The following is a 25,943-nucleotide window of genomic DNA, read 5'->3' on the forward strand; positions in this document are numbered from 1 at the left end:
AACTTCTTAATCGCAAAGTCTCAGAACAGCGGTCGGCAAGGAGGTGGCATGCTTACAGTCCCCAGCGTGGCGGAAGCCACCACGTCCCTGTCGGCGCGGCTCAACCGCAAATGCTTCTGCATCACGCTCGACCGGATCGCGCTTCGAGATGCACTGAACCGCGAAGCCGGCGACCCCGGCTTCTGCGAAACCTTCATCGCGTCGCGGCCGCATCTGTTTTCCAATGTCCCGGTCTTCCTCGCCGCGTCCGCCATCGACGAGATGCGGAAAATCGTCGCCGCCATCGAGGCGACCGCAAAGTTGCCACCCTACCGCGATGCTGTCCTCTCCTGGGCTGCTGAAATCGCGCATCGGGATTTTGGACCGCTCGGCGCTCTGATGGGCTACGATTTCCATCTCGACGATGACGGTCCCAAGCTGATCGAGGTGAACACCAATGCCGGTGGAGCTTTCCTCAACGCCCTGCTGGCCAGGGCACAGAAGGCCTGTTGCTCCGAAGTCGACCGGGCGTTGATCGGCACAAGGGACGATCGCTTCGAAGCCGGCGTCGTCTCGATGTTCGAGAATGAATGGCGCCGCCAGCGCGGAGCCGGTTCGCCGCGAAGAATCGCGATCGTCGACGATCGGCCTGAGGAGCAGTATCTCTATCCTGAATTCGTGCTTGCCAGGCAGCTGTTGCTGAAACACGGCACCGAAGCGGTGATCGGCGACGCGAGCGAGTTGAAATATGATGGCGGCAGACTTCGGCTCGACGGACAGGAGATTGACCTCGTCTACAACCGCTTGGTCGATTTCACGCTCGATCGCCGGGAGCATGCCGCACTCAGAGCGGCTTACCGGGACGGCGCCGTGGTTGTCACGCCCAATCCGCACAACCACGCGCTCTTTGCAAGCAAGCGCAATCTGACATTGCTGTCCGATCCGGCGGCGCTCGAAGCGTTCGGCCTTTCTCCGGAGCAGCGCGTGCAGCTCGCCGGCATTCCGCGGACCACGCTGGTCACGCCCGACAATTCGGATGCCGCCTGGCAATCCCGCAAGGACATGTTCTTCAAGCCGCTCTCCGGCCACGGCAGCAAGGCGGTCTACCGAGGCGACAAGGTGACCAAAGGGGTGTGGGCCGAGATCGCCCGTGGCGGCTACGTGGCCCAGTCATTCGCCGCACCCGGACAGCGCATGATCGAAATCGATGGCGCACCAGCGCCGCGCAAGATGGACGTGCGGCTTTATACTTATGACGGCCAGGTGCTGCTCGCCGCCGCGCGCCTCTACCAGGGCCAGACCACCAATTTTCGCACACCCGGCGGCGGTTTTGCCCCTGTCCTGGTCGTCTGAACATGCGAGGGGATCGGTGCTGACGCACGCTCAATGACACCATCGTGATTGCCACGCCCAGGCTTTACCAAGTACCATGCCCACGCCGGTCGTCGACGCGGCGCGTTCCGCGAGCCGGCAAGGGAGAAACGTCCATGTTACGATCAATTTCGCTTGCGGTTTTCCTGGCGGTCGTTCCAGCGACAGCCTTTGCAAATTCATGCCCGACGATCATGGCCGCGATCGACGCGGCGTTGCCGACCGCGACCCTCTCCGAGGCCGATTTGACCAAAGTCAAAGAACTGCGCGCCCAAGGCGAGAAATTGCACGCAGCCGGCGATCATGCAGGGTCGGAGGCTGCGCTCAACGAAGCCAAGACGATGCTCGGCATATAGTATAGTTGCGACGAACGCGGCTTTCCTGGCCGATTTGCGGGCTTTTTGTTCGGTTGTCGATCGGCGAGGATCGCGCTTTAGTCGGCCATTACTGAACTGACCGGTTGAAGCCGCGTCAGGCCCGAGTTGGGTTGGATCAGCCCAGCCCGATGCGCTTGGCGCCTTGCCGGAACAGGGCTGCGGCGTCCGGCTCGAACCGGAAGGTGCCGATGAAATCTTCGGCTGAGTAGTTCGGAAGTGCCTTGCGGATGGCGGCGGAGAAAGTTCGCGCCTCGTCAACACGTCCCGCAAGCGCAAGGCAGTGCGCGGCGATCGCCAGGATGATGGCATGGGCGTTGGGACGGGCGGCCGCCTTCAGCGCCCATTCGGCGGCCTCGTCGAACTGGCCGAGGCGGACATGCGCCATGGCGCGGGCGCCCAGCATGCCGAATAGCAGCGGATCGAAGGGGCTGAGATGCCGCGAATGGTCGGAGCAACCGATCGCGGCTTTCGGGTCACCCGACTGCGAGTGTACAAACGACAGCGCGTAGTGGCCGAGCGCGAAGTTCGGGCTGAGGTCCACGGCCCGCTCCAGCTCGATGAGGGACCCGTCCTGCTCGCCGCGCAGCCATAGCGCCCGGCCCATGGCCCAGTGCGCGGCCGGATTGTGATCATCGACCAAAAGACTCTGGCCGGCGGTCTCGAAGGCAAGCGCGCTTTCCTGGTCACGGTCTCCCCAGCGCTGAAAGGCGTTTTGCCAATGGGTGAATGACAGTCCAGCATAGGCACGGGCGAAGGTCGGATCCAGCTTCAGCGCCATGCCAAAAAAATGCCGGGCCAGCTCGTTTTCCGTGCGGGTGAAGCGATACATGTGCCAGAGGCCACGATGGTAGGCCTCCCAGGCATTCAGCGAGTTGGGCGCTTTCAGCATGGCGCGGTTGCGCTCAACCATCTCGATCTCGGCCGAGATCGACGAGACGATGCTGTTGCCGATATCGTCGAGGACGGCAAAAATGTCGTCGGGCCTGAGTTCGAACGTCTCGGCCCACACGATCCTGGCCGTGTGCACCTCGACAAGCTCCACGCTGACGACGACGCGGCCTGTCTGGCTGCGCACGGTCCCGGTGGCGACATAATCGACGTTCAGCCGCCGGCCGGCATCCTCCGGCGCGATGTTTTTTTCCGCTAGCGCAAAGACGGAGCCGCGGGCGATGACGAAGAAGTCCCTCAGCTTGGCCAGACGGGTGATGATGTCGTGGGTCAAGCCGTCAGCCAGCCCGCCGCGAACAGCGCCAATGCCGGCTTCCTCGACAAACGGCATCACGGCAAGCGAAGCCTTGCACGATGCAGCAATACTGGAATCGGCAAGCACAATTGCCGCTTGCGGTGCCGCGGGCACGAGTGCCGGTCGCGCCCAGAGCGTCGCGCCCGGCCGTTCGCCGCGGATCGTCCGCCATGCCTCACGAACGGGTCCGAAATCCAGGTCCTCCGAAGCAAACAGCTCCGCCGCAGAAGCAAGATGTTCCTCGCATGCGTCGAACTGGCCGCGCTGCGCAAGCCTGGTCAGAAGAGCCGCATGCGCGCGCCCGTCGAACGGAGCGAGTTCCACCCACTTTTCCAGATGCGGAGACGTTTCGTCAGCATCTGCCGGGAGATTGTTGACGAGACGTTCCAGAATGGCGGCATGGCACGACCTGAAGCGGCGGCGCTGCGCGGTCACCCAGCTGTTGAAGTGCGGGCTGCGATCGATCTCCAGCCCGTCGAGGAAATCGCCGACGAACAGTTTGGAAAGCGCTTGCAGCCGCTCCAGATCGAGTGTCTCGATTCCTGTAGCGGCGGCCGAGGCGATGTCGATCGCGTCGACGAAACCGTCGTTCAGATCGAGCGCGATCGTGTCGCCAGGCGTTTCGATCCTGCGGCGATCCGGGCCGTCGAGAATGCCCCTGAGCTTGCTCAGGCACCAGCGAAGCTCGCCCCGCGGATCGTTCGGCACATCCCACAGCAGCTCGCACAGACGGCTGCGGCCGACGGCATGCGGCGCGAGCGCCAGATAGGCGAAGAGCGCGCGCAGCTTGCGTGATGCCGGCAGCTGCACCGTGGCGCCGTAACGGATGACCGTCAGCGGCCCAAGCAGCCGCACGCAAAGCCCGGCCGTCCCGCCGTCCAGGCTCAATCGAGCGGATTCCACGTGCGTTTCCACGCTTGCTCCCACGCTGGCCTATCGCCCTCTATTTTATCACTGAATGCGACAGAGTGCATCCGGCAACGAATTTCCGCGCCGGATACCGGCATTGCCGGCAAGGAACCGTACCGCGGCAAGGTCTCGAAACCTCGCCGCCCAAGCCGCCGGTTTGTAACCGGCCCGTGACAACAACCACGACGACAAACAGGAGGAGATCAACATGTTGCAGCAACAGAAAATCAGAACCACGGCCGGGCGCGGCCGCCTGTTCGACAGCATTCTCGACACGGTCGGCGATACGCCGGTGATCCGGATCAACAATCTCGGCCCGGATCACGTGACGATCTATGTGAAGGCCGAGTTCTTCAATCCGGCGGCGTCGGTTAAGGACCGGCTGGCGCTCAACATCATAGAGGAGGGCGAGCGCAGCGGCGCCTTGAAGCCGGGCCAGACCGTCGTCGAGGCAACCAGCGGCAACACCGGCATCGGGCTGGCCATGGTCTGCGCGCAGAAGGGTTATCCGCTGGTGGTGACGATGGCCGACAGCTTCTCCATCGAGCGCCGCAAGCTGATGCGCATGCTGGGCGCCAAGGTGGTGCTGACGCCGCGCGCCCAGAAGGGCTTCGGCATGTACAACAAGGCGGTCGAACTGGCTGAAGCCAATGGCTGGTTCCTGGCCCGCCAGTTCGAGACCAAGGCCAATGCCGCCATTCACGAGGCGACGACGGCACGCGAGATCATCAATGATTTCGCCGGGTCGCGACTCGACTGCTTCGTCACCGGCTACGGAACCGGCGGCACCGTCGTCGGTGTCGGGCGCGTGCTGCGCAGGGAGCGTCCGGCGACCAGGATCGTTCTGGCCGAACCGGCCAATGCCCAGCTCATCGGCAGCGGCAAGGCGCAGGAGCGAGGCGCCGACGGCGCGCCGGCCGCCAGCCATCCGGCCTTCGAGCCGCATCCGATCCAGGGCTGGACCCCGGATTTCATTCCCAACGTCCTGCAGGAGGCGGTCGACGCCGGCCTCTATGACGAGGTGGTGCCTGTTCCCGGACCGGAGGGCATCAAATGGGCCAAGGCGCTGGCGCAAAAGGAAGGGATTTTCACCGGCATCTCCGGCGGAGCCACTTTTGCCGTGGCACGCCAGATCGCGGAAAAAGCCGCACCCGGCTCGGTGATCCTGTGCATGCTTCCCGACACCGGCGAACGCTACATGACGACACCGTTGTTCGACGGCATCGAAGCCGAGATGGACGCAGAGGAAACAGCCCTTTCGCGCTCGACGCCGGGCTGCCAGTTCCCAGCTGAGTAACGGCGTATCGGGAGCAACGGGGATGGACGCCATGCTGAAAACCGCCGGTGCCGAAGAAACGCTCGATCCGGTCGACTGGGCCGAGGTTCAGGCGCTCTCGCATCGGGTCGTCGACGATGCCGTCGACTATCTGCGCGATGTCCGGGAGCGTCCGGTGTGGCAGGACATGCCCGCGGAGGTGAAAGCCTTCTTCGCGGAACCCCTGCCGCGCTCGCCTCACCCGCTTGCCCAGGTCTATGACGAGGTTGCGCGGAATGTGATGGCCTATCCGATGGGCAACATCCATCCGCGCTTCTGGTCCTGGTACATGGGATCGAGCAATTTCACCGGGGCGCTCGGCGATTTCCTGGCGGCGATCCAGGGCTCGAACCTCGGCGGCGGCAACCATGCCGCCGCGCTGATGGACAGCCAGGTTGTCGACTGGTGCAAGCAGATGATGGGCTTTCCCCAGTCGGCCAGCGGCACGCTGGTCAGCGGCGGCTCGATGGCCAACATCATCGGACTGACCGTGGCGCGCAACGTCAAGGCAGGCATCGACGTGCGCGAGCATGGCGTTGCCGCCATCGCAAAGCCGCTGCGTTTCTATGGCTCGGACCAGCTTCACTCCTGCCACCGCAAGGCGATGGAGGCGCTCGGCCTGGGCAACCAGGCGCTTCGACGCATCCCCACCGATGCCGGATTGCGGATCGACATCGACGCCTTGCGGGCGGCGATCGCCGAGGACCGCAAGGCAGGTTTTCAGCCTGCCTGCGTGATCGGCACGGCAGGCACGGTGAACACCGGGGCGATCGACGACCTGCAGGCGCTTGCAAGTCTGGCTGCGCAAGAGAATCTCTGGTTCCATGTCGACGGCTGCATCGGCGCCCTGATCGCCATTGCGCCGGAAAATTCCTACCGCGTTGCCGGTATCGAACGTGCCCACTCCATCGCGCTCGATCCGCACAAATGGCTGCATGCCCCGTTCGAGGTCGGCTGCGCCCTGATCAGGGACGCCTCGGCCCATCGCAGCACGTTCGCGGTGACGCCGGAATATCTGGAGTCGACGCCACGCGGCCTCGCATCCGGACAATGGCTGCATGATTTTGGCCTGCAGACGTCACGCGGATTCAGGGCGCTCAAGGTGTGGATGGCGCTGAGGGAGCACGGCATCGAGAAATTCGGCCGCCTGATCGATCAGAACATCGCACAGGGCCACACGCTCGGCAGGCTGATCGAGGCCGAACCGTTGCTGGAACTGATCGCGCCACCGAACATCAACATCGTCTGCTTTCGCTACCGCGGCGACGGGCTGACGGGCGAACAGCAGAAGGCGCTCAACACCGAGATCATGCTGAGGCTGCAGGAGGAGGGCACCGCCGCCCTTTCGGATACGACGGTGCACGGCCGGCATTGCCTGCGGGTGGCGATCAACAATCACCGCACCCGGCGCGAGGACCTGGACCTGCTGGTGCGGGAAACAGTGCGCCTCGGACGAGAGATTTCAAGGCCTGGCGTGGCCGGCTGACGCCGGCATTCCGTTATGTTGGCCGTCGGTGTTCCGATCCGGCGGCAAGGACTACGCGTCAAGCCAGACCTTCTCGAAATGCTGCTCCAGCGACTGGTGCTGCTCGCAGCCGTGCACGCCTTTGCGGAACGTGCGGTAGACGGAGCGCCAATAGGGCTGGATGATGATGCCGGAGTCGCGCAGATTCTGTTCAATCTTGGCCATGATCTCCTTGCGTGCACCGGCATCCGGCGTGGCCAGCGCCTTGTCGAGCAAAGCGTCGAACTCCGGGTTGGCGTAGGCGCTCTCGTTCCAGGCGGCGCCGGACTTGTAGGCCAGCGCCAGCACCTGGACGCCGAGCGGCCGGCCGAGCCACTCGGTGCAGGAGAAAGGATATTTGCTCCAGTCGTTCCAGAACGTCGCCGCCGGCAGCACGGTCCGTTTGACCTTCAGCCCGGCGTCGCGCATCTGCGCGGCGATGGCGTCGCCGGTGTTCTTCTGCCAGTCGACATCGACGGAGATGAGGTCGTATTCGTGGTCGGACTTGCCGGCCTCGGCAAGCAGGGCCTTGGCCTGATCGACATCGCGCACCGCCGGCCCGATATCGGCGTATTCGGCATGCATCGGCCCGACATGATGGTTCTCGGCCGGCTTGCCCCGGTCATCCATGCCGATCTTCAGGATCGCGCCGTTGTCGACCGCGAGCTGGGCGGCGCGGCGCACCTTGATATCGTCGTAGGGCGGATTGCCGACGTTGAAGCGCGCGACGAGCGTCGAGCCGGTGGCAAGCTCCGAATTGCTCAGGTCCATGGCGTCCGTCTGCGACACCGTATCGGCGGCGGTTTCGTGGTTGGTGTCGATCTCGCCCGATTCAAAAGCCGAGAACATGGCATTGGGATCGGAGCCGTAGTCGATCCATTGTATGCCGTCGAGGTAGAAGTCGCCTTTCCACCATGGCTTTTCCTTGCGGCGGACCTCGGCGCCGACCTCGGCGTCCCATGCCACCAGTTCGCAAGGTCCAGTGGTGATCGCCAGAGCCTTAAGCGGATCGCCGTCGCCATCGTAGCTGCGATGCATGATCAGCGCCGGATAGTCGGTCATGCCGGCGATCAGCGAAATATCGGGCTTCGGCAGATTGAGCCGGACGGTAAAGTCGTCGACACGCTCGATGCCGCCGTCGACCGGTTTCTTGGTGGCGGTGTCGATCAGCGCGCCCATGCGCTCGGCGACCGAGTTGCCGGCGACGCCGGCATCGCACCAGCGCGTGAGGTTGTGGACGACGTCGGCGGCGTTGAACGTGTCGCCATTCGACCAGGTGATGCCCTTACGGACATGCAGCGTGAGCACGCGAGCGTCGTCGCTGGTCTCCCAGCTCTCGAGCAGCCACGGCTCGAAGGTGAAATCGCGGTTCCAGCGCACCAGATATTCGTTGCACTGGCGGGCGACGTTGGACATTTCGACGCCGTCGAAGGTGCGCGGATCCTTCCAGCCCTTGACGTTCATGGCGACGCGCAGGACGCCGCCGCGCTTCGGCTCCTCGGCCGCCCTGGCCGGAGAGGGCGCAAGGCCGCCAAGCGCCAGCGCGCCGGCGGCGCTGACGCCGAGCGCGGCCATGGTGGCGAGATATTCGCGCCGATTCATGCTGTCTTTCTTGAAGCCGTCGGCGACGGGTTCAGCCTGCGGATGCAACGCTCTGTCGGTCAACATGAACTTCATCGTCGTTCCCCTGTTGTTGGGCGCCCCGGCCGATCGCCAAACGCGGGGGACGGATCAGATCGCCGGAGCGCCATTGCCTCGGGGATGATAGGGCGAGCTTTCGCGGGGAAGTGTTCGGACTTCCGCAGTTCTTGTGCGCCGTTCCGCAAGCGGAAGGTCCCCTCACCCGAATTGCCAGCCGAATTGGAAGAGCAATTCGGGGCAATCCGACCTCTCCCCGAGGGGAGAGGAGGTCGCCAGCGTTGATGCCAGCCTCTTCTCCCCAGCGGGAAAAGGTGGCCGCGAAGCGGCCGGATGAGGGCCCTTCGCGACGTCAGTACGGCCAATCGCCTTTGCCGAGCGCGGCGATGGCCGCGACGATGCGGGTGAAGGCCTCGCCGGCCCGTGGCACGGTTTTGCGGGCGCGCAGGAAACTGTGCACGAGGCGCGGTTCCTCGTACAACCAGGCGCGGCCGCCGGCGGCAAGGATGCGGTCGCGATAGGCCTCGCCGTCCGATGACAGCGGATCGCATTGCGCGGTGACGACGATTGTCGGCGGCAGGCCGGAGAAATCGGTGTCGCGCAGCGGTGAGAAGGTCGGGTCGTCTGGCGACTGCGCCTTGCCGGAGCGGACCTGGCGGTAGAATTCGATGTCGCTGAGCGTCAGCAGCGGCGCCTCGGCGTGCTCGACATAGGAACCGGCGCTCTCTTTGCCACCTAGCTCCGGACCGCCCAACTCGGGATAGACCAGCACCTGGCCGACTGCGGGGCGATCATGGCGGCGTGCCGCTTGCGCGACCGCGGCGGCAAGATTGCCGCCGGCGCTTTCGCCGCACAGCACGATCGGCAAGCCGGCTGTCGCCGCCGCCCATTCGAACATGGCCAGCGCATCGTCGAAGGCGGCCGGATGCAGATGTTCGGGCGCCAGCCGGTAGTCGGCGGACAGCACCGCAAAGCCGGTGCCGGCGCAAATCTCGGCACAGATGTCGTCGTGGCTGTCGAGTCCGCCAAGCACGAAGCCGCCGCCGTGATAATAGACGACCATCGCTTGCGGCGCCTTGCCCGCCAGCAGGTAGCGCCGGATCGGGATAGCGTGGTCGCCGGCGGCAACCGTGCCGTCGCTGGCTTCGACACCTGCGGGATAGCCTTGGTGGAACGCCCGGCACATCGCATCATAGACCGCCCGCTGCTGGTCGACCGGCAAGTCCATGTCGGGCGGATACCATTCATTGACCCGGTCGATATAGGCCCACAGCGCCGGCTCGAGCAGCGTCGCGTATTTTCCCCGTTTTGCTGTCTCGGGCGTGTCGGCGTCACTGACCATCGCCATCCGGTCCCACCAAATCCCCTGGAGCGTCAGAGTTCGTCGTAGAGGCGGGCGGCATTTTCATAGCTGAACCGCAAAGGCACCGAGCCCACGACCTGCCATGCATCGACCGTCTCACCTGCCATCAATCGGCACGCGCCGTCGGTGGTGGTCACGGCGCCGCCATAGAGCCGGTTGGCAAGGTTGAGGATGGCGGTCTGGTGCATCGCCGTGCTGCCGCTGCCGCACGCATCCTTGACCAGCAGCACGCGAAAGCCAGATGACACCGCATCCCTGACGGTGGCGTCGATGCAGGCCTCGGTCCACACGCCGGCAACGACCAGCCACTCGATCCCTTCTGCCTTGAGCCGCCCTGCGGCAGGGCCAGCTCCGAAGGCGCTGGCCTCAGTCTTGACCAGCATCATCTCGCCGGCGACCGGGGCCACTTCCGGACAGATCGCCGTCAGCGGATCGTCCTTGTCGGAGAAAGCCGACCTGCCATTCGCATCGACCGGATGGAACCGCCGCGCCTCCCTGGTGAGATCGACGATATAGGCGGAGTGGTAGAGCAGCACATCGTTGGCCCGCGCCGTTGCCTGCAGCCGCTGGACGTTGGCGAGAATGTCGCCAAAACCCTCGACCAGATAGCGCTTGTCCTGCCGATGCTCCTCCTGGAGGTCGACGAAGACCGCGGCCGCCGTGCCGCGCTCGATCGAGACCGGGCCCTTCATTCAAACCTGCCTGTCAAGAAAATCGTCCTCATAGGGAAAGCGCGACAGAAGCTCGGTGCCGGTCTCGGTGACCAGGATCTCGTCCTCGAGCTTGACACCCTCGCGTCCGCCTTTCTCGCCAATATAGCTCTCGACGCTGACCACCATGCCGGGCACGACAAAACCGTCGCGGCCATAGGTCTCGTAGTCCATGGCGTGCGCGATGAACGGCGTCTCGCCATGCATGCCGACGCCGTGCATCACCGACGTATAGCGCTGGTCGACGAAGCGGTCCGGGATCTTCCAGGCCTTCTCGGCAATCTCGCGAAACGCCATGCCCGGCCTGACGATCGAGATGTTGTGCTGAACCTGCTCGTGGGCCATGCGGTAGAGCGATTTCTGATAATCCGTCGGCTTGCCCGGCCCACAGCGGAAGGTGCGCGAGAAGTCCGAGTAATAGCCGTAGCAGCCGATCGTATCGGTATCCAGCGCCAAAAGTTCGCCCGGCCTGATCTTGCGGCCGCTCGCTTCGTTGAACCACGGGTTGGTGCGCTGGCCCGAGGTCAGCAGGCGGGTTTCGATGAACTCGCCGCCCTGCCGGATCACCTCGTGATACATGATGGCGAAGAGATCGTTTTCGGAAACGCCGGGCTTGATCGCCTCGCGCACCGCATAGACGGCGGCTTCGGCGCCGGCCATCGACACCTGCAGGCATTTTACTTCCTCCGGCGTCTTCACTGCGCGCACGGCCAGGATCTCGCCCTGGCAATCCCGGACCTCGCAGCCGCGCTTTTCCAGCGCCAGCGCCTGCAGATGGCCGCAGCGGTCGAGGCCGAGCTTCATCGAGCCGCCGCCATGCGTTTTCAACAATTCGGCGATCTCGTCGGCGAACGGACCTGCGGTTTCGTCGTCGCGGCCCGACACCGATGACCAGACCAGCTTGGACGGGCGCGCCTCGTCGATCGTGTCGAGCACCATCGAGACATGATAGCTCTGCGGATATTCGAACAGCACGATCGGCCCCGATGCCGGGATGAAGAAGTAGCGCGTCGAGTTGCGCAGGAAATAGCCGAACATGTTGCGCGAGCCGGTGGCGTAGCGCTGGTTGTAGGGGTCGAACAGCACCACGGCGCCATAGCCGGCCTCGCGCATCCAGGCGCGCAGCCTGGCGAGCCGCCCCTTGCGCAGCGCGTCCGCGTCGATGAAGGACGGCTCGGTGTCGGACAGCCACATGCCGCCGGCCGGATCGGCGGCCGCCGGGTGGCGCATGCGGTCCTTGAAGTCCACATCCTCGGTGCTGTCGGGATCAAAAACGACGATGCTCATGGGCGCCTCCTGGAAGCGGCGAAGATGAGCCATGCGCTGCACAGAGGCTGTGCGGGATACCGCAGATGTTGTGCCGGATGCCGCTTGAAGTCGTTCCGAAGCGCTCTACGGCGCCCCCCTCTGTCCTACCGGACATCTCCCCCACGAGGGGGGAGATTGGCCGTCATCGCTGCTTTCGCCAAACTCCACCGTCTCAGGAGAAGCGAAGCACCGAAGCTGCCGATCTCCCCCCTCGTGGGGGAGATGTCCGGCAGGACAGAGGGGGGCGCTGTCCCGCCAACGTCTTGATAGAGTCAAGTCCCCTGCGCTGGAAACCTAATGCCTGCGCGCCACCTTCGGCGCGTGCCCATGCTCCTCCCTGAATGCCCGCGCAAAACTCGACATCGAAGCAAAACCGCAGGCCAGCGCCACGTCGCGCACCATCAGCGTCGAATGCGCCAGGAGATCGGCGGCGCGCTTCAGCCGCAGGCGGCGATAATAGCCGTTGGGCGAGATGCTGAGCTCGGAGCGGAAATTCCGTTCGAGCTTGTCGGAGGAGACGCCGAGCTTTTCCGCCAGCGCCGCCATGCCGAGCCGCTCCTCCACCGCGTCCTCCATGATGGCGATGGCCGACAGCACCAACTCGTTCTGGACGCCGGTGCGCAGGCGCAGCGGCATCAGCTTGCGGTCGACGCTGGAGCGCAGCGGGCTGTGCACGAACCATTCGGCGACGCCGGCCGCGAGCTCGGCGCCAAAATCGTTGGTAATGATCTCCAGCATCATGTCGAGGCTGCCGACACCGCCGGCCGAGGTGAAGCGCTTGCGGTCGATGACGTAGAGATCGCGCCTGAGCTCGATATCCGGAAACGCTTCGGTGAAGGCCGCCTGGCTGGTCCAGTGCAAGGTGCAGGCATGGCCGTCTAGCAGGCCCGCGCGGGCCAGAAAGAAGGCCGCATCCGCGACCGCGCCGATATGGGCGCCGCCGCGCAGGCTCTTGCGGATCCAGCTCACGGCGTCGTCGGCGACAAGATGATCGGCGTTGCCGCCCGAGCAGACGACGATACGGTCGACCTTCGGCGCATCCCCGGCAAAAAAGCCGGGCTGGATGACGACGCCGTTCGAGGCCTCGACCGGGCCTTCGGCGGCGCCGACGATGATCCAGCGATAGCATTCTTTTTTCGCCAGCACGTTGGCCGCGCGCAGCGGCTCGATCACCGAACTGAACGCCATCATCGGAAAGCCGGGGAAGACCAGCACCGCGAAGGTGAGCGGGGCGTCGGTGGGTTTTGGTTGGTCGCGCGCGGGGATGTTCATGGGGTCCGGAGCCGGGAAGGATCGAGGCGCTACAATTCCGCCTGATAGCGCTCGGGGTCAACGGCAATTGGCTGAACGGCAACAGTTGTCGATCTAGGCGCTGCTCTGCCGTTCACCCTTGCAGAGTGCTTCCGCGCCCCCTTCAACTCGCCAGCGCCTGATCAAGATCCGCAATCAGATCATCGCCATCCTCAATGCCCGCCGACAACCGCACCAGCGAATCGGAAATCCCGATCGCGGCGCGCTTTTGCGCCGGGATCGAGCCGTGCGTCATCAGCGCCGGGTGCTCGATCAGGCTTTCGACGCCGCCGAGGCTTTCGGCCAGGGTGAACAGTTGCGTGTGTTCGAGGAAGCGTTTTGTCCCGGCAAGGTCGCGGTCGAGCTCGACCGTGATCATGCCGCCGAAGGCGTGCATCTGCCGCCTTGCGATGGCGTGCTGCGGGTGGCTGGGAAGGCCGGGATAGATGACGCGGCGGATGTCGGGGCGGCTTTCCAGCCAATGCGCGATCTTCTGGCCGTTCGACGAGTGGCGCTCCATCCTCAGCGCCAGCGTCTTGAGGCCGCGCAGCGCCAGAAAACTGTCGAACGGGCCTGATATGGCGCCGATCGCGTTCTGCAGGAATTTCAGCTGGTCGGCCAGATCCTTGTTGTCGCCGACCACGGCGACGCCGCCGACCATGTCGGAATGGCCATTGAGGTATTTCGTCGTCGAATGGACTGATATGTCGATGCCGAGCTCCAGCGGCCGCTGCAGATAGGGGCTGCAGAAGGTGTTGTCGGCGACCGACAGCACGCCTTTGCGCTTTGCCAACCCTGCGACCGCTTCGAGATCGACGACGCGCAGCAGCGGATTGGTCGGCGTCTCGACCCAGAGCAGTTTGGTTTCCGGGCGGATCGCCGCTTCGACCGCGGCAAGATCGGTGAAGTCGACGAAGTCGACCTGGAGGTTGGCCGAGCGTTTGCGGACCCGCTCGAGCAGGCGGAAGGTGCCGCCATAGATGTCGTCGGTGGCGACGACATGCGCGCCGGAATCGAGCAGCTCGAAAATGGTGGCGATCGCCGCCAGCCCCGAGGCGAAGGCGAAGGCGGCTGCGCCGCTTTCGAGATCGGCCACCGCCCGCTCGAAGGCAAAGCGGGTCGGGTTCTGGCTGCGGGCATATTCAAAACCCTTGTGCACGCCCGGGCTCTGCTGGCCATAGGTCGAAGTCGCATAGATCGGCACCATCACCGCGCCGGTCGTCGGGTCGTGGCTCTGGCCGCCATGGATGGTGCGCGTCGAGAAGGCCAGACGGTTCCTGCCCTCAACGGTTGCTTTGATAGTCATCTTGCGCGGCGCCTCAGATGGTTGATCAAGTCGATGCGGGTTATCAGGCCGATGAACTCGTCGCCGTCGAAGACGATGGCGACTTCGTTGCGGTCGAACACCGGCAGCAGCGCGTCCAGCGTCTGGCTGGCCTGCAGCGTGTGCAGGGTGGAGGTCATCGCGGTGCGGACCGGGGCCTTGAAGCGGTCCCAGCGGCTGTCATAGGGGCCTTCGACATGGGCGAGAATATCGCTTTCGTCGACGATGCCGACCAGTCTGCCCTCGTCCAGTACCGGCAGCTGCGACACATCCGAACGGCGCATGCGGCCATAGGCGTTGAGCAGGCTTTCGTCGGGACCGACAAACACGGTGTCGCCGGTGCGGTGCGAGCGCATCACCAGATCGCGCAGATCGCCATGCTGCTCCTGCTCGGCAAGACCCTGCTCGGCCAGCCAGAAGTCGTCGAAGACTTTCGACAAATATTTGTTGCCGCTGTCGCAGACGAAGGTGACGACCCGCTTCGGAACAGTCTGCTCGCGGCAATAGCGCAAGGCTGTCGAAAGCAGCGTGCCGGACGACGAGCCGGCGAGGATGCCTTCCTTCGACAGCAGGTCGCGCACCGCCAGCATGCTCTGCTTGTCGGGGATGGAGTAGGCCTTCTTGACCAGCGACAGATCGGCATTGGGCGGGACGAAATCCTCGCCGATGCCTTCCACGGTCCAGCTTCCGGCCTCTATCATCTTGCCAGTCTTGATCAGTGGCGCCAGTACCGAGCCGACCGGATCGGCGAGAATCATCTCGGTCTTCGGCGAGGCATCAGCGAAGTAGCGGCCAAGCCCGGTCAGCGTGCCGCCCGAGCCGACGCCGACGACCACCGCATCGACGTCGCCATCGAGCTGCTGAAAGATTTCCGGACCGGTCGTGGTTTCGTGGGCGAGCGGGTTGGCCGGATTGGCGAACTGGTTGGCATAGAAGGCCCCAGGCAATTCGGCGGCGATCTTTTCGGCCATGTCCTGATAATATTCGGCGTGACCCTTGCCGACATCGGAACGGGTCATGCGCACTTCCGCGCCGAGCGCCCGCAGATGCTGGATTTTTTCGCGCGACATCTTGTCGGGCACGACCAGGATGATGCGATAGCCCTTGGGGATGCCGACCTGGGCGAGGCCGAGACCGGTGTTGCCGGCGGTTGCCTCGACGATGGTGCCGCCGCGCTTCAGCTTGCCCTGCTTTTCGGCGGCGGCGATCATCGACAGCGCGATGCGGTCCTTGATCGAGCCGCCGGGATTCTGACTTTCGAGCTTGATGAACAGCCGGCACTTGCCGACGTCGAATTTGGTCAGCTCGACGACCGGCGTCTGCCCGATCAGGTCGAGAACCGATGCATAGGGCGGACGCAGGCGCGACATTGCACCGTCCGAGGGGGCGCTGTCGGGTGCGGCGATCTTGTGCTTGCTCATATAAGATGCTCCATGGTCAAGCGACCGCCTTGGGCAGGTCGTCAGCCTAGCTTCTTTTCCAGCCGTTTGCAGTCTGAAAGAAGATAGATCGTGCCAATCCAATGGCCAGACGAGGAATGAGATTCCAGTTGTTGGGACATAGGGCCGCTCACAAAAGCCTGCGGGACAGCGCCCCTCTCAACAGCCTACCCCAGCAGCCGCTTGCTCAACCTTGCACACTGGACGCGAATATCCGGAATGGCGTCGATCTCGAAGAAGGTGCCGCGCGTCAGCGGTCCGACCGCGAGGATCTTGGCCGATACGGTATCGTCGCTGGCGATGACCTCGCAATTGTCGGTCACGTCGAGGCCAAGGCGCAGCGGATCCGGCCGGGCCCAGCCCTCGGTCGACCAGCGACCGCACCACACTGTTTGAGGTGGTCGAGATGTCCCTGGCGATGCCGGTGCAATCGTAGATGCGGGCGACGTCGAACGTTTCGAGACGCTGCGTATGGCGCGACTGGACCTGCACGCTGAATTCGTCGCCCGCCGCGATGCCGACGACGCGCCCGGCGACAAGCCGGATGCGGCCCGCTTGAACCGCCTCGGTGACGCGGGTGTAGACCTGTGGCGCCATGCGATGGCGGTGGATATCCCACCACGCCTTGGTGTGCTCGACAAAGCGGCGCTTGGCGGAGGATGGCCAGTTTTGCCAGATTTTCTGGTTAAACGGCCTGAGGCCGTCGACGACATCGCGCCAGTCGATGCCGGCCTTCTGGTTTTCCCGGATCAGGTCGCGGAACCAGCCGACAAAATAAGAAAGCTGGGTGCCGAGCGGAATGTCGGCGACGTCAAGCTTGATCGGGTTGCCCTTGCGATGCGGCGACGGCAGCAGGCCGCGCCGCGACACGGCGACGATCTCGCCGCGATGGCTGCGTTGTTCGAGCGACAGGAAGGCATCGACCATGCTCAAGCCGGAGCCCAGCACCAGGACTCGGGCTTCGGGATCGAGCGCGGAGTCGGCCTCCGATCCCATCCTGATCGCGTGGCCCTGGCCGGCGCCAGGCTCCTCGTCATGTCCGGCCAGGCTCCTCGTCATGTCCGGTCGCCAGCACGGCAAGGTGGGCGACGATGCTGGTGCCGTTCGCCAGCGCCACCTCCACCCCGGACGCGGACGGCGAGATCGACAGGCTTTCCTCGCGGATCAGACGCAGGCGTCCCGTCTCGCAGGCCTCGAGCTCGTCCGGCAGTTCCTTCAGGTAGCGGGCGTAGACGCTGCGCGGCGCGTAGACGGGCGCCTGCTCGGGGGTTGCCAGACCGCGTTCAAGCAGCCAGCGCCAGAAATTGCCGGGGTCGTCGGCATAGGCGCTCATACCGGCCGCGCTGACATTCAGCACATGCGCCGACAGCAGCGTGGAATAGGCGATGCCCTGTCCGAAATGCGGACGCCTCTCGATCAGCGTGACGCGGAGATCGGGATTGGGCGATTTCAACAGATGCGCGGCAAGGACGACGCCGCTGGCGCCGCCGCCGACAATGATGATCGAATTCGGGATGATCGAATTTGCGCGACCGGTCATGCGCGCACTCGCTGCCTTGGCCGCTTCGCCGATCGTTGCCGGCTCAGGGGTTGTTGGTTCAGGCCTGGATCTTCAACGCAACCGAAAGGTCGTCGCTGGCGATATCGCGCATCTCGGCGAGGCTGCGCTGATCCAGCACCTCGGCGATCGCCTGCCGGACCTCCAGCATCAGATGACGGACTTGGCATGTCGCCTCGTTGCAGTCTTCGCAGCGCTGATACCGGGTGCGGCTGGCGCAGGGAATGGGGGCGAGCGGCCCATCGAGCACGCGCACGACGTGGCCGACCTTGATCTCGTCCGCCGGCCGCGCCAGGCGATAGCCGCCATCCTTGCCCTTGCGGCTCTGGACGAAACCGGCGTTGCGCAATTCGCCGAGTATGGCATCGAGAAATTTCTTCGGGATGTTGTTCGCGGCGGCGATGTCGTTGACGAAGGCGAGCTGTCCAACCGGCAGCCGCGCGAGATGTACGAGCGCCTTGAGGCCGTATTTGCCCTTTTTCGTGAGCATAGACGGAACATTTCTCTGTCATGCGATGGCGCAGGGCCACTGGTTGCGAAAAGCCTGGCATGCGTCCCCACCGCGTCCACGCTTACATGACACATAAATTCTAGTGACATGATATACAAGCCGAGTGCCGTTGATTTTGCTTCGTTTTCAAGCCGCTACGGCCATTTTGATGGACGCCCCCGAGGGCACAGAGACATCCGAACAGCCAGCGCGCTCGACATTGAAGGCCGATGCATGCTGCAAGCGATCGCCGCGATATGGAGCGCTCATCGCCCTCTCCAATTTCTGTAATGTCGATAAGACTACTATACTTAACTTCGAATACAGGGACTAATTTTCAAATCCTCGGCCATTCGCAGCATGGATTTGCCGCGGCGAAGCACCGGCGTGGGTACCCGCCGGATCAGCGCTCTATTGTAATGTGAATATCAGTGCGGACGGTTCGCCCAGACCAATCCCGTCAGGCCGACCAGCGCGGTGACGATACCGATATAGAGCCATTGCGACTGGCCGGTCATGAAGCTGCCACCGACAAGGCCGATGCCTTGCAGCGACCAGAGCGCACCGATGCCGAGCACAACCAACGCCAGCAGAGTCTTGATCAATCTCATCGCCGGAATTTCCTTCCCAAGTCGATCGTCAGTCGCGCCATGGCCGCAATGAAAAAGCGAAAGGAAGAGTATCGATCGCTCTCGCATCTACTTGCATAGTAAGGCCAGATCTTGCCGGAAACACCCCGGTGCTGGTGCGAAGGCCACCACAGATACATCGGCGTGGTCCCCAACATGCCTGACAAACTGTTTCCCGCCGACTCCAAACGTGTACTGTAGCCATGGAACCGCCAGACGATTGCCGCATTTCGTGCCACATTCGATCCGTAACGGCTGGGGTCTGTCAAAACGGAGCCATTCCCACAGATGAAGAAACCCAACCAGACCGCGCTTGTCGCGGTGACGATCGCGGTTGGCCTGATGGTCGGCGCGTCCATCTCCCCTGCCGCCGCTCAATGCGGCCGCGCCTCCTGGTACGCGCTGCACTCGAAGACCGCTTCCGGCGAGCGGATGAACCCGTCGGCATTGACCGCCGCGCACCGCACTTTGCCTTTTGGGACAAAGCTGAAGGTCACCAACCGCAACAACGGCCGCAGCGTCGTCGTGCGCATCAACGACCGCGGCCCGTTCATCAAGGGGCGCGTGATCGACCTGTCGAAGGGCGCCGCCAGGCGGCTCGGCTTCATCAGCTCGGGCCATACGTCGGTGTGCACAGACCGCATTTGACATAGCGCATCTGATTCCCGACTTGCATTCACCCGGGCAATCGCTTCAGACCCGAAGCGATCGCCCGTGCCTTCCCGGCGCCTTCGCGGCCGCACACTGAGCCGGCTCCTACCGTTCAAAGCGGATTTTCAACGCCTTGGACGAAAGTATGAGCATAAATCACGTCACCTGACGTATTGCATCGCAGCAATTTGTTGTTAACGTCCCCGCGAGACATCTGGGGATCGGCGCTGCCCGTCGTCCCTTCGGTCGCAGCAGCGGGGTTCTCGATGTTCTACCAATTCTATGAATTGAACCACGCCGCCTTGCAGCCGGCACGGCTCTATGCCGACGCGACGCGGATGTTTTACAACAATCCGCTCAATCCGTTTGCGCACACGCCCTGGGGCCGCTCGGTCGCGGCAACGGCCGAATTGTTCGAGCGCATGACGCGCCGCTACAGCAAGCCGCCATTCGGCCTGACGAAGGCCGTGGTCGACTGGAAAAGCGTCGATGTCACCGAAAAGACGGTGTGGTCGCGGCCCTTCTGCAATCTGCTCCGTTTCGAGCGGGCCGTTCCCGCCGGCCGCCGGCCTGATCCGAAGCTGCTGATCGTGGCGCCGATGTCCGGCCACTATGCGACGCTGCTGCGCGGCACGGTCGAGGCGATGCTGCCCCATGCCGACGTGCACATCACCGACTGGGTCGATGCCCGCATGGTGCCGCTCAGCGACGGCAGCTTCGACCTCGACGACTATATCGACTACATTGTCGATATGCTGCATGCGCTAGGCCCCGACACCCACGTCATGGCGGTGTGCCAGCCTTCAGTGCCGGTGCTGGCGGCGGTGGCGCTGATGGAAACGCGGGGCGACCCGTTCGTTCCCTCGACGATGACGCTGATGGGCGGGCCGATCGACACCCGCCGCAATCCGACCGCGGTCAACCTTCTGGCCGAGGAAAAGGGCATCGACTGGTTCCGCGACAACGTCATCATGCAGGCGCCCTGGCCGGTGCCGGGTTTCGGTCGCGAGGTCTATCCCGGCTTCCTGCAGCTTTCGGGCTTCATGAGCATGAATCTCGACCGCCACATCATCGCCCACAAGGACTTCTTCATGCATCTGGTAAAGCATGATGGCGACAGTGCCGAAAAGCACCGTGATTTCTATGACGAATACCTGGCGGTGATGGATCTGACCGCGGAATTCTACCTGCAGACGGTCGACACCGTGTTTGTCCGTCACGCTCTGCCCAAGGGCGAGATGATGCATCGCGGCATGGCCATCGATCCCTCCGATATCCGCAATGTCGCCCTGTTCACGGTCGAGGGCGAGAACGACGACATTTCCGGCCTCGGCCAGACCCAGGCCGCACACGATTTGTGCGTCAACATCCCCGCGGACAGGCACGCCCACTATGTGCAGCCGGCGGTCGGCCATTACGGTGTCTTCAACGGCTCGCGCTTCCGCTCCGAAATCGTGCCGCGCATCGTCGACTTCATCACCAGCTATGGCCGCCGGACCCGCGTTGCAGTGAAGCCTAAGCTGGTCCGCACCGCCAAAAAGTAGGGGGGGCCAAAAGTAGGGGGCTTGTGCCTGTCCAGTCGATCTGTTGCACAATAGCCGCTTTCCCGGCCGTCCGGGTAACCATGTCGTAAATCTGGCCGTTTACATAATTGACACGGGCTGTAGATCGCCCTTAACCTTTCGTTAATAAAAAACAAGGGTGAGCGGGGACAATGATTTCCTCAATGGTGGCGCGAAAGCTGCGCGTGTGCGGGGTAGCCGGGCTGGTGATTTCGGGGGGCTGGGCGACGGCGGCCTCGGCGGCCGAGCCAATGGCAACCGGCGGCCCGACATCGCAGCCGATCGGCCATTACGATTTCTGCAAGACCAACCCGGCCGAATGCTCGATCCGCCCGGGCAATCTCGCCCCCGCCACCATGACCGGCGCGCTCTGGCGCAAGATCCTCAGTGTCAACGCCAATGTCAACGCCACGGTCAAGGCGATGAGCGACTATGATATTTACGGCAGGGACGAGGTCTGGGCCTATCCCGTCAAGGGTATTGGCGACTGTGAGGACTATGTCCTGGAAAAGCGCCGCGAATTGAACCGCATGGGCGTGTCCTACGCCGATCTTCTGATAACCGTCGTGCGCAAGCCCGACGGCGAAGGCCACGCGGTGCTGACGGTGCGTACAAGCAAGGGCGACTACGTCCTTGACAATCTGAACGAAAAGGTCCGCTCATGGGACCGGACTGGCTACCGCTTCCTCAAGCGGCAGGCGACCGACAATACCGGCCGCTGGGTCTCGATCCGTGATGGTCAGCAGGTTCTGGTCGGCGCGGTCCAGTAACAGGCCATTACTTTGGCTGTTTCAGCGCGGCGCGGATTGATACGGTGATGCGGCGAAGCTCCTCTTCGTCGAGTTTTTCGATGTTCTCGGCCAGAAGATTGGCGAGCTCGGTGGCGGCTGGGGTGAGGCCCGACGTGTCGAGCTTCACCCGTGGGTGCGAGGTCTCGGCCAGCCGGGCGAGTTCTTCCGCATCGTCCCATATGACGTTGAAATAGCCGATGATCTTCTGGATCAGCGTCCAGGTCGGCGCGCCACGGCGGCCATGCTCCAGCGCCGACAGGTAGGCGGCGCTGACGCCGATCGCCTCGGCCATAGCCTTCTGACTGACGCCGCGCTCACTTCGCAGTGCGCGAAGCTTTTCGCCGAACGGGGTCACAAGCGCATCCTCATGGGGCGCATCCTCATGGGGCGTGTCCTCACGGGCGCGCCCGGCGCAGACGGACGTAGAGCGCGCCCGAGCCGCCATGGTTGCGGGCGGCATGGTCGTGGCTGGAGACGAGTGGCCTGAATGCGGGGGCCGACAGCCAGGCCGGCACGGCGCGCCGCAAGACGCCGTCGCCGCCCGACGAGGACCCCTTGCCGGTGATGACCAGTACATAGCGGATGCCGCCGGCATGCGCCCGATGCAGGAAGGAAAACAGCAGCGAATAGGCTTCGTCCTGGGTCAGCCCATGCAGATCGACGCGGCCTTCTATCGGCAGCCGGCCCTTCGACAGCTTTTCCAGCGTCGGTTCGTCAAGCGCATGCGAAACATGCTGCGTCTTTGCTTTCTCCGCCGCGGCAGGAGCCATGGCCTGGACACGCGGCGGTGGCTTGGTCTCGTCACCGACGTCCGGACCGGTGTGCCGACTATCGATAGCGGTCTTGCCCTTCAGCGGTTTGGCCGTGCGCGCCACCAGGTTCCACAGGACCCGGTCGCCCTCGCTCAGCCTGTCGATGCGCCGGCTCATCGCCCCGCCCCCGAAACAAGCGGACGCGGTATCAGCGCATAGAAATCGGCGGGGTTGCGGACGACCCCGGCGATCTCGCCGGCCGCGCTTCCCGTTCCGGCGAACAGGTCGCCGCGGGCCGGCCCGGTGATGGCCGAGCCGGTGTCCTGCGCGATCATCAGCCGCCGGAACGGTTTGTTGCCGAAAGCGGTCAGCGACGGCCCATCGATGTAGAACGGCGTGCCGAATGTATGGAGCAGACGGTCGACAGCGACGGAGCGGCCCGGCGTCAGCGGCACCTTGGCGGCGGCGATCGGGCCAAGTTCCGGGTCGTCGACTCCCACCTCACGGAAGAAAATATACGAGCGGTTGCGCCACAGGATCTCGTCGATGCGATCCGGATGCGCCTTGAACCAGGCGCGGATCGATTGCATGGTCACCTTTTCCAGCGGGATCTCGCCTAGCTCGCTCAGGATCTGGCCCGGCCCGGTGAAACGCTGGCCGGATTTGGCGGCGTAGGTGACGCGGCAAAGCCGGCCATCGGTCATGATGAGCCTGGCTGCACCCTGGACGTGGATGAAGAAGGCGTCGACCTTGTCGGCGAGCCAGGCTATTTCCAGACCCTTGCCGGCCACATCTTCGCCAGCGAGCGCCCCGCGCTCGATCTCGCCACGGTCGAAATACTCGACCGGTCCGCTCGGCGTTTCCCGACCAAAGGCGAGATAGGGATCCATACCGGGCGGCCGATTGGCGTCGTCGATGTCGACGAGATCGGCCGGGCCCGACAGCAGCGGCACCGTAAATCGTTCGGTTCGCACCGGTGAAGCGTCGACAACGGGTTCATAGAAGCCGGTGACGAGACCGGCGCCGCCGTTTTCCGGCCTTATGTGTGCCGGGATGAAATGACGCTCGAAGAAGGCGCGGGCTTGCGCCCGGTCCGTTGGCGAAACGGTGCGGGCTGCAGCGTAAGCCTCGGTGAAGGCGTTGAAGTCGATACCGAGCCCGCCGGAACGATAGGGCTTGGTCAGGACATAAAGGGCCGACCGGCGAAAGGCGGCGAAGGCAGGGAGATGGTCATCCTCATCCCAACCGGGCAGATCGCCAAAGGACTTTTCACTGAACGCCTGAGAAAGCGACACGACAGGCCTCGCCGCCGCCCAGTTCAGTCTTCTTCTTCGGTGGCGACGAGCTTCCAGTTCGGGTCGCGCGAGCGCGTGTCGCGGGCAAAGGTCCAGACGTCCTTGACCTCCGCGACGGTTTCAGGATCGCCGTCTATGACGGCGCCTGCCTCGTCGCGCGTCGCCGAAATCAGTTCGCTGACGATGCGCAGCGTGATATGCGCCTCGCCGCCCTTCATCTCGGCGGAAACGATATCGGCCTTGTCGATGCCGACGAAGGAGGACTGGATCTTTTCCGATTTCGCCTCGCGGTCGCCGATGGCCGCGACAAAGCCGTCATAGACCTCGCGCGACAACAGGTTCTTCAGCGTCTTGCGGTCGCCATCGGCATAGGCCATGACGATCATCTCATAGGCCATCTTGGCGCCGTCGACGAAGGTCTTCGGGTCGAATGCCGGATCATTGTCCTTGATCGTGCGCAGGCCCTTGTTGAGATCGGTGTCAGGCTTGGCGAATGCGTCGATCGCCGCGTAGGCGTCGACTGCCGGCTCTCCCGGCGCTCGCTTGCGCGGCAGCGAGACGACGTTCTCGGATTTCTGGGCAGCGTCCTCGCGCGTCCGGCCCGCCGTATAGGGATCGAAGGGCGGACGTTCGCTGCCGGTGCGGCGGCCGAGCACATTGCGCAGCTGGAAAAAGATCACAACCGCCGCAACCAGAAAGAAAATCGTGCCGAAGTCGAAGAATCCCATATCTTCCGCCAATCAATCCCTACTCCGGCCGGATCGCCCGGCTGGCAAACAGCCGCGATCGCATAGCGTTCAACATTCAAAGCATATAGAACGCAAGCTGCAATCATTCAAATCAAAGGCAGGCATACCTATCTAAAAGGTCCAGTGCCAGCGGCGATTGCTCGCCGGCCGGCAAAACATGGAAACGATCGGTCAAGATTTGCGTATTTCGCTGCTTCCCCTGTTCATCATCGCGCTTCCGCTTCTGGAGATTGCCGGTTTCGTCATTGTCGGCCGCCAGGTCGGCGCACTGGCGACGGTTGGCCTGGTGCTGGCTTCGAGCATAGCCGGTGCGCTATTGTTGCGGCACCAGGGTTTCGGCGTCATGATCCGGGTGCGTGCCGAAATGGACGCCGGCCACGACCCAAGCCGCCAGCTCGCGCATGGCGCCATGATCGTGCTGGCAGCGATCCTGCTCATCATTCCCGGCTTCATATCAGATATTTTTGGCATTCTGCTGTTCCTGCCGCCGGTCCGCGACCTTGCCTGGCGCCTGTTGAAGGGCCGCATCGTGCTGGCGACCGATTTCAGCACCGGCGGGTTCCGGGCGAGGCCGCGCGACAAGATCATCGATCTCGACGATGACGACTATTCGCGCGACGACGATTACCGGCGCGGACCGGATCACAATTCTCCCTGGCGTCGCCTCAAGGACGAGTAGGTCGGCAACTGCCTCGGGGACGAGTAGGTCGGCAAACCTTGTCTTGTCATGCCGACCATGGTAGCGAACGCCCGATTTCAATCCGGTCAGCGACGCTGCCCAGGCAAAAGGACAACGGCTTATGGCCAGCAAAGACGACGCGCCGACCGGCGCAGCCAGCGGCAACGGCAACGGCAACGCGGCGCAGCCTTCGCTTAACGTGCTTGCCCAATATGTGAAGGACCTTTCCTTCGAAAGCCCCGGAGCACCGAACTCGCTGCGCGGCCGCGACAAGGCCCCCGGCATCGCCATCAACGTCAATGTCAACGCCAACCCGCTTTCGGACAAGCAGTTCGACGTCAACCTGACGCTGAACGCCAAGGCGTCCTTCGATCAGGAAGTGCTGTTCAACGTCGAGCTGGTCTATGGCGGCGTATTCGCCATCAGCGGCTTCCCGCAGGAGCACATGCTGCCGCTCCTGTTCATCGAATGCCCGCGGCTGCTGTTCCCGTTCGCCAGGCAGATCATCGCCGAGGCGACGCGCAACGGCGGCTTCCCGCCCTTGATGCTCGACCCGATCGATTTCGCCCAGATGTTCCAGCAGAAGCTGGCAGAGGACCAGGCCGCCGGCAAGGTCAAGGTGAGCTGAGAATGCTATCTCGGTAGCGTTTGAGAAGCCCGGCCTCGCGCCGGGCTTTTTTGTGTGTGCCGAGCATGATCGACAGCTTGGAGGTGTAAGTCCTCTACCCAGCCTGATGGCGGCGAAGGGTTAGCGAAGCGCAAGGGCGTCGTCGCAAGGCGGGGTCTGAAGGAAGCGTGGAGCAAACCCGCGACCCGATGGACAAGAACCGGATACGAGGCCTACCCGGCCGGACGAGCGGGCACATGACCGCGAAGTCCATGGTCATCAAGGACCGGGGTGGTAAATCCGGCGGGTGTGCGGGGAAGGCGGTCGATCTTACCTCGGGAGATCTGTGCCGTGTCCGGAATTCCGGACTGAGCCCGCCGTGAGGCGCGCTGATCGCGGTGCAGAAGTCA

At 63.8% G+C, this 25,943-nt stretch carries 23 protein-coding genes and 1 pseudogene; 9 read left to right on the plus strand and 15 right to left on the minus strand.

Features of this window, described 5'->3' with window-relative positions:
- Positions 1-48: 48 nt before the first annotated feature.
- Entirely contained in the window at positions 49-1,332 is a 1,284-nt protein-coding gene (locus IQ26_RS32415; protein ID WP_145722449.1) for an ATP-grasp domain-containing protein, read from the plus strand.
- Positions 1,333-1,466: 134 nt separating this feature from the next.
- A complete protein-coding gene (locus tag IQ26_RS32420) occupies positions 1,467-1,706 on the plus strand; it encodes a hypothetical protein (RefSeq protein ID WP_145722450.1) in 240 nt (79 codons plus the stop codon).
- Positions 1,707-1,842: 136 nt separating this feature from the next.
- Here IQ26_RS32420 and IQ26_RS32425 read toward each other — a convergent pair whose 3' ends face one another.
- On the minus strand, positions 1,843-3,885 hold the full coding sequence (locus IQ26_RS32425) for a transcriptional regulator (RefSeq protein ID WP_240547340.1): 2,043 nt from the start codon (positions 3,883-3,885) through the stop codon (positions 1,843-1,845).
- Between the two features lie 202 nt (positions 3,886-4,087).
- On the opposite strand from IQ26_RS32425, the gene IQ26_RS32430 reads away from it, so the two are divergent.
- Together IQ26_RS32430 and IQ26_RS32435 are read left to right on the plus strand one after the other, a co-directional pair.
- Positions 4,088-5,176, plus strand: coding sequence for a PLP-dependent cysteine synthase family protein (locus IQ26_RS32430; RefSeq protein WP_145722451.1), 1,089 nt, complete (start codon positions 4,088-4,090; stop codon positions 5,174-5,176).
- 22 nt (positions 5,177-5,198) lie between these two features.
- Entirely contained in the window at positions 5,199-6,680 is a 1,482-nt protein-coding gene (locus IQ26_RS32435) for a pyridoxal phosphate-dependent decarboxylase family protein (RefSeq protein ID WP_145722452.1), read from the plus strand.
- A 51-nt stretch (positions 6,681-6,731) separates the two neighbouring features.
- On the opposite strand, the gene IQ26_RS32440 is transcribed toward IQ26_RS32435, so the two are convergent.
- From IQ26_RS32440 to IQ26_RS39560, 10 genes and pseudogenes are all read right to left on the minus strand, one after another.
- Positions 6,732-8,375 carry an ABC transporter substrate-binding protein gene (locus IQ26_RS32440; protein ID WP_145722453.1) on the minus strand — a complete coding sequence of 548 codons (1,644 nt, stop codon included), beginning with the start codon at positions 8,373-8,375 and terminating at the stop codon, positions 6,732-6,734.
- Positions 8,376-8,688: 313 nt separating this feature from the next.
- Positions 8,689-9,684 (minus strand): alpha/beta hydrolase, encoded by a 996-nt coding sequence (locus tag IQ26_RS32445; protein ID WP_240547341.1) that lies wholly within the window; start codon positions 9,682-9,684, stop codon positions 8,689-8,691.
- Between the two features lie 26 nt (positions 9,685-9,710).
- Positions 9,711-10,391 (minus strand): isochorismatase family protein, encoded by a 681-nt coding sequence (locus IQ26_RS32450; protein WP_145722454.1) that lies wholly within the window; start codon positions 10,389-10,391, stop codon positions 9,711-9,713.
- A complete protein-coding gene (locus IQ26_RS32455) occupies positions 10,392-11,696 on the minus strand; it encodes a M24 family metallopeptidase (RefSeq protein WP_145722455.1) in 1,305 nt (434 codons plus the stop codon).
- A 315-nt stretch (positions 11,697-12,011) separates the two neighbouring features.
- The gene (locus IQ26_RS32465; RefSeq protein WP_162458133.1) at positions 12,012-12,989 is read right to left on the minus strand and encodes a GlxA family transcriptional regulator; all 978 of its coding nucleotides are present in this window, start codon (positions 12,987-12,989) and stop codon (positions 12,012-12,014) included.
- Positions 12,990-13,131: 142 nt separating this feature from the next.
- Positions 13,132-14,313: a cystathionine gamma-synthase gene (locus IQ26_RS32470; RefSeq protein ID WP_145722457.1), complete on the minus strand. Its 1,182-nt coding sequence runs from the start codon at positions 14,311-14,313 to the stop codon at positions 13,132-13,134.
- Positions 14,310-15,752 (minus strand): pyridoxal-phosphate dependent enzyme, encoded by a 1,443-nt coding sequence (locus tag IQ26_RS32475; protein ID WP_145722458.1) that lies wholly within the window; start codon positions 15,750-15,752, stop codon positions 14,310-14,312. The genes IQ26_RS32470 and IQ26_RS32475 overlap by 4 nt, the downstream gene beginning before the upstream one ends.
- Positions 15,753-15,937: 185 nt before the next feature.
- Positions 15,938-17,310 (minus strand): annotated as a pseudogene (locus IQ26_RS32480) (FAD/NAD(P)-binding protein).
- A 58-nt stretch (positions 17,311-17,368) separates the two neighbouring features.
- The gene (locus tag IQ26_RS32485) at positions 17,369-17,818 is read right to left on the minus strand and encodes an RrF2 family transcriptional regulator (protein WP_145722459.1); all 450 of its coding nucleotides are present in this window, start codon (positions 17,816-17,818) and stop codon (positions 17,369-17,371) included.
- A gap of 428 nt (positions 17,819-18,246) precedes the next feature.
- Positions 18,247-18,429: a hypothetical protein gene (locus tag IQ26_RS39560; protein ID WP_162458134.1), complete on the minus strand. Its 183-nt coding sequence runs from the start codon at positions 18,427-18,429 to the stop codon at positions 18,247-18,249.
- Between the two features lie 306 nt (positions 18,430-18,735).
- Here IQ26_RS39560 and IQ26_RS32495 point away from each other — a divergent pair, with 306 nt between their 5' ends.
- The 3 genes from IQ26_RS32495 (at position 18,736) to IQ26_RS32505 (ending at position 21,430) form a co-directional block, all read left to right on the plus strand.
- On the plus strand, positions 18,736-19,095 hold the full coding sequence (locus tag IQ26_RS32495) for a septal ring lytic transglycosylase RlpA family protein (RefSeq protein WP_145722460.1): 360 nt from the start codon (positions 18,736-18,738) through the stop codon (positions 19,093-19,095).
- A gap of 269 nt (positions 19,096-19,364) precedes the next feature.
- Complete coding sequence (locus tag IQ26_RS32500) at positions 19,365-20,642, plus strand: polyhydroxyalkanoate depolymerase (RefSeq protein ID WP_145722461.1); 1,278 nt, start codon at positions 19,365-19,367, stop codon at positions 20,640-20,642.
- 170 nt (positions 20,643-20,812) lie between these two features.
- The gene (locus tag IQ26_RS32505; protein ID WP_145722462.1) at positions 20,813-21,430 is read left to right on the plus strand and encodes a transglutaminase-like cysteine peptidase; all 618 of its coding nucleotides are present in this window, start codon (positions 20,813-20,815) and stop codon (positions 21,428-21,430) included.
- A gap of 7 nt (positions 21,431-21,437) precedes the next feature.
- Here IQ26_RS32505 and IQ26_RS32510 read toward each other — a convergent pair whose 3' ends face one another.
- Genes IQ26_RS32510 through IQ26_RS32525 form a run of 4 tightly spaced genes read right to left on the minus strand, consistent with a single transcriptional unit; the run spans position 21,438 to position 24,226 of the window.
- Positions 21,438-21,806 carry a helix-turn-helix domain-containing protein gene (locus IQ26_RS32510; protein WP_145722463.1) on the minus strand — a complete coding sequence of 123 codons (369 nt, stop codon included), beginning with the start codon at positions 21,804-21,806 and terminating at the stop codon, positions 21,438-21,440.
- Between the two features lie 40 nt (positions 21,807-21,846).
- The gene (locus IQ26_RS32515) at positions 21,847-22,380 is read right to left on the minus strand and encodes a Smr/MutS family protein (RefSeq protein ID WP_145722464.1); all 534 of its coding nucleotides are present in this window, start codon (positions 22,378-22,380) and stop codon (positions 21,847-21,849) included.
- Positions 22,377-23,498, minus strand: coding sequence for a murein transglycosylase A (gene mltA / locus IQ26_RS32520; protein ID WP_145722465.1), 1,122 nt, complete (start codon positions 23,496-23,498; stop codon positions 22,377-22,379). Before mltA ends, IQ26_RS32515 begins: the two co-directional genes overlap by 4 nt.
- Positions 23,499-23,521: 23 nt before the next feature.
- Entirely contained in the window at positions 23,522-24,226 is a 705-nt protein-coding gene (locus IQ26_RS32525) for a Tim44/TimA family putative adaptor protein (protein WP_145722466.1), read from the minus strand.
- 199 nt (positions 24,227-24,425) lie between these two features.
- Here IQ26_RS32525 and IQ26_RS32530 point away from each other — a divergent pair, with 199 nt between their 5' ends.
- Complete coding sequence (locus IQ26_RS32530; RefSeq protein WP_145722474.1) at positions 24,426-24,926, plus strand: FxsA family protein; 501 nt, start codon at positions 24,426-24,428, stop codon at positions 24,924-24,926.
- Between the two features lie 121 nt (positions 24,927-25,047).
- Positions 25,048-25,554: a protein-export chaperone SecB gene (gene secB, locus IQ26_RS32535; protein ID WP_145722467.1), complete on the plus strand. Its 507-nt coding sequence runs from the start codon at positions 25,048-25,050 to the stop codon at positions 25,552-25,554.
- Positions 25,555-25,943: the final 389 nt, after the last annotated feature.

It is taken from the genome of Mesorhizobium tianshanense (assembly GCF_007830515.1).
GTDB lineage: Bacteria > Pseudomonadota > Alphaproteobacteria > Rhizobiales > Rhizobiaceae > Mesorhizobium > Mesorhizobium tianshanense.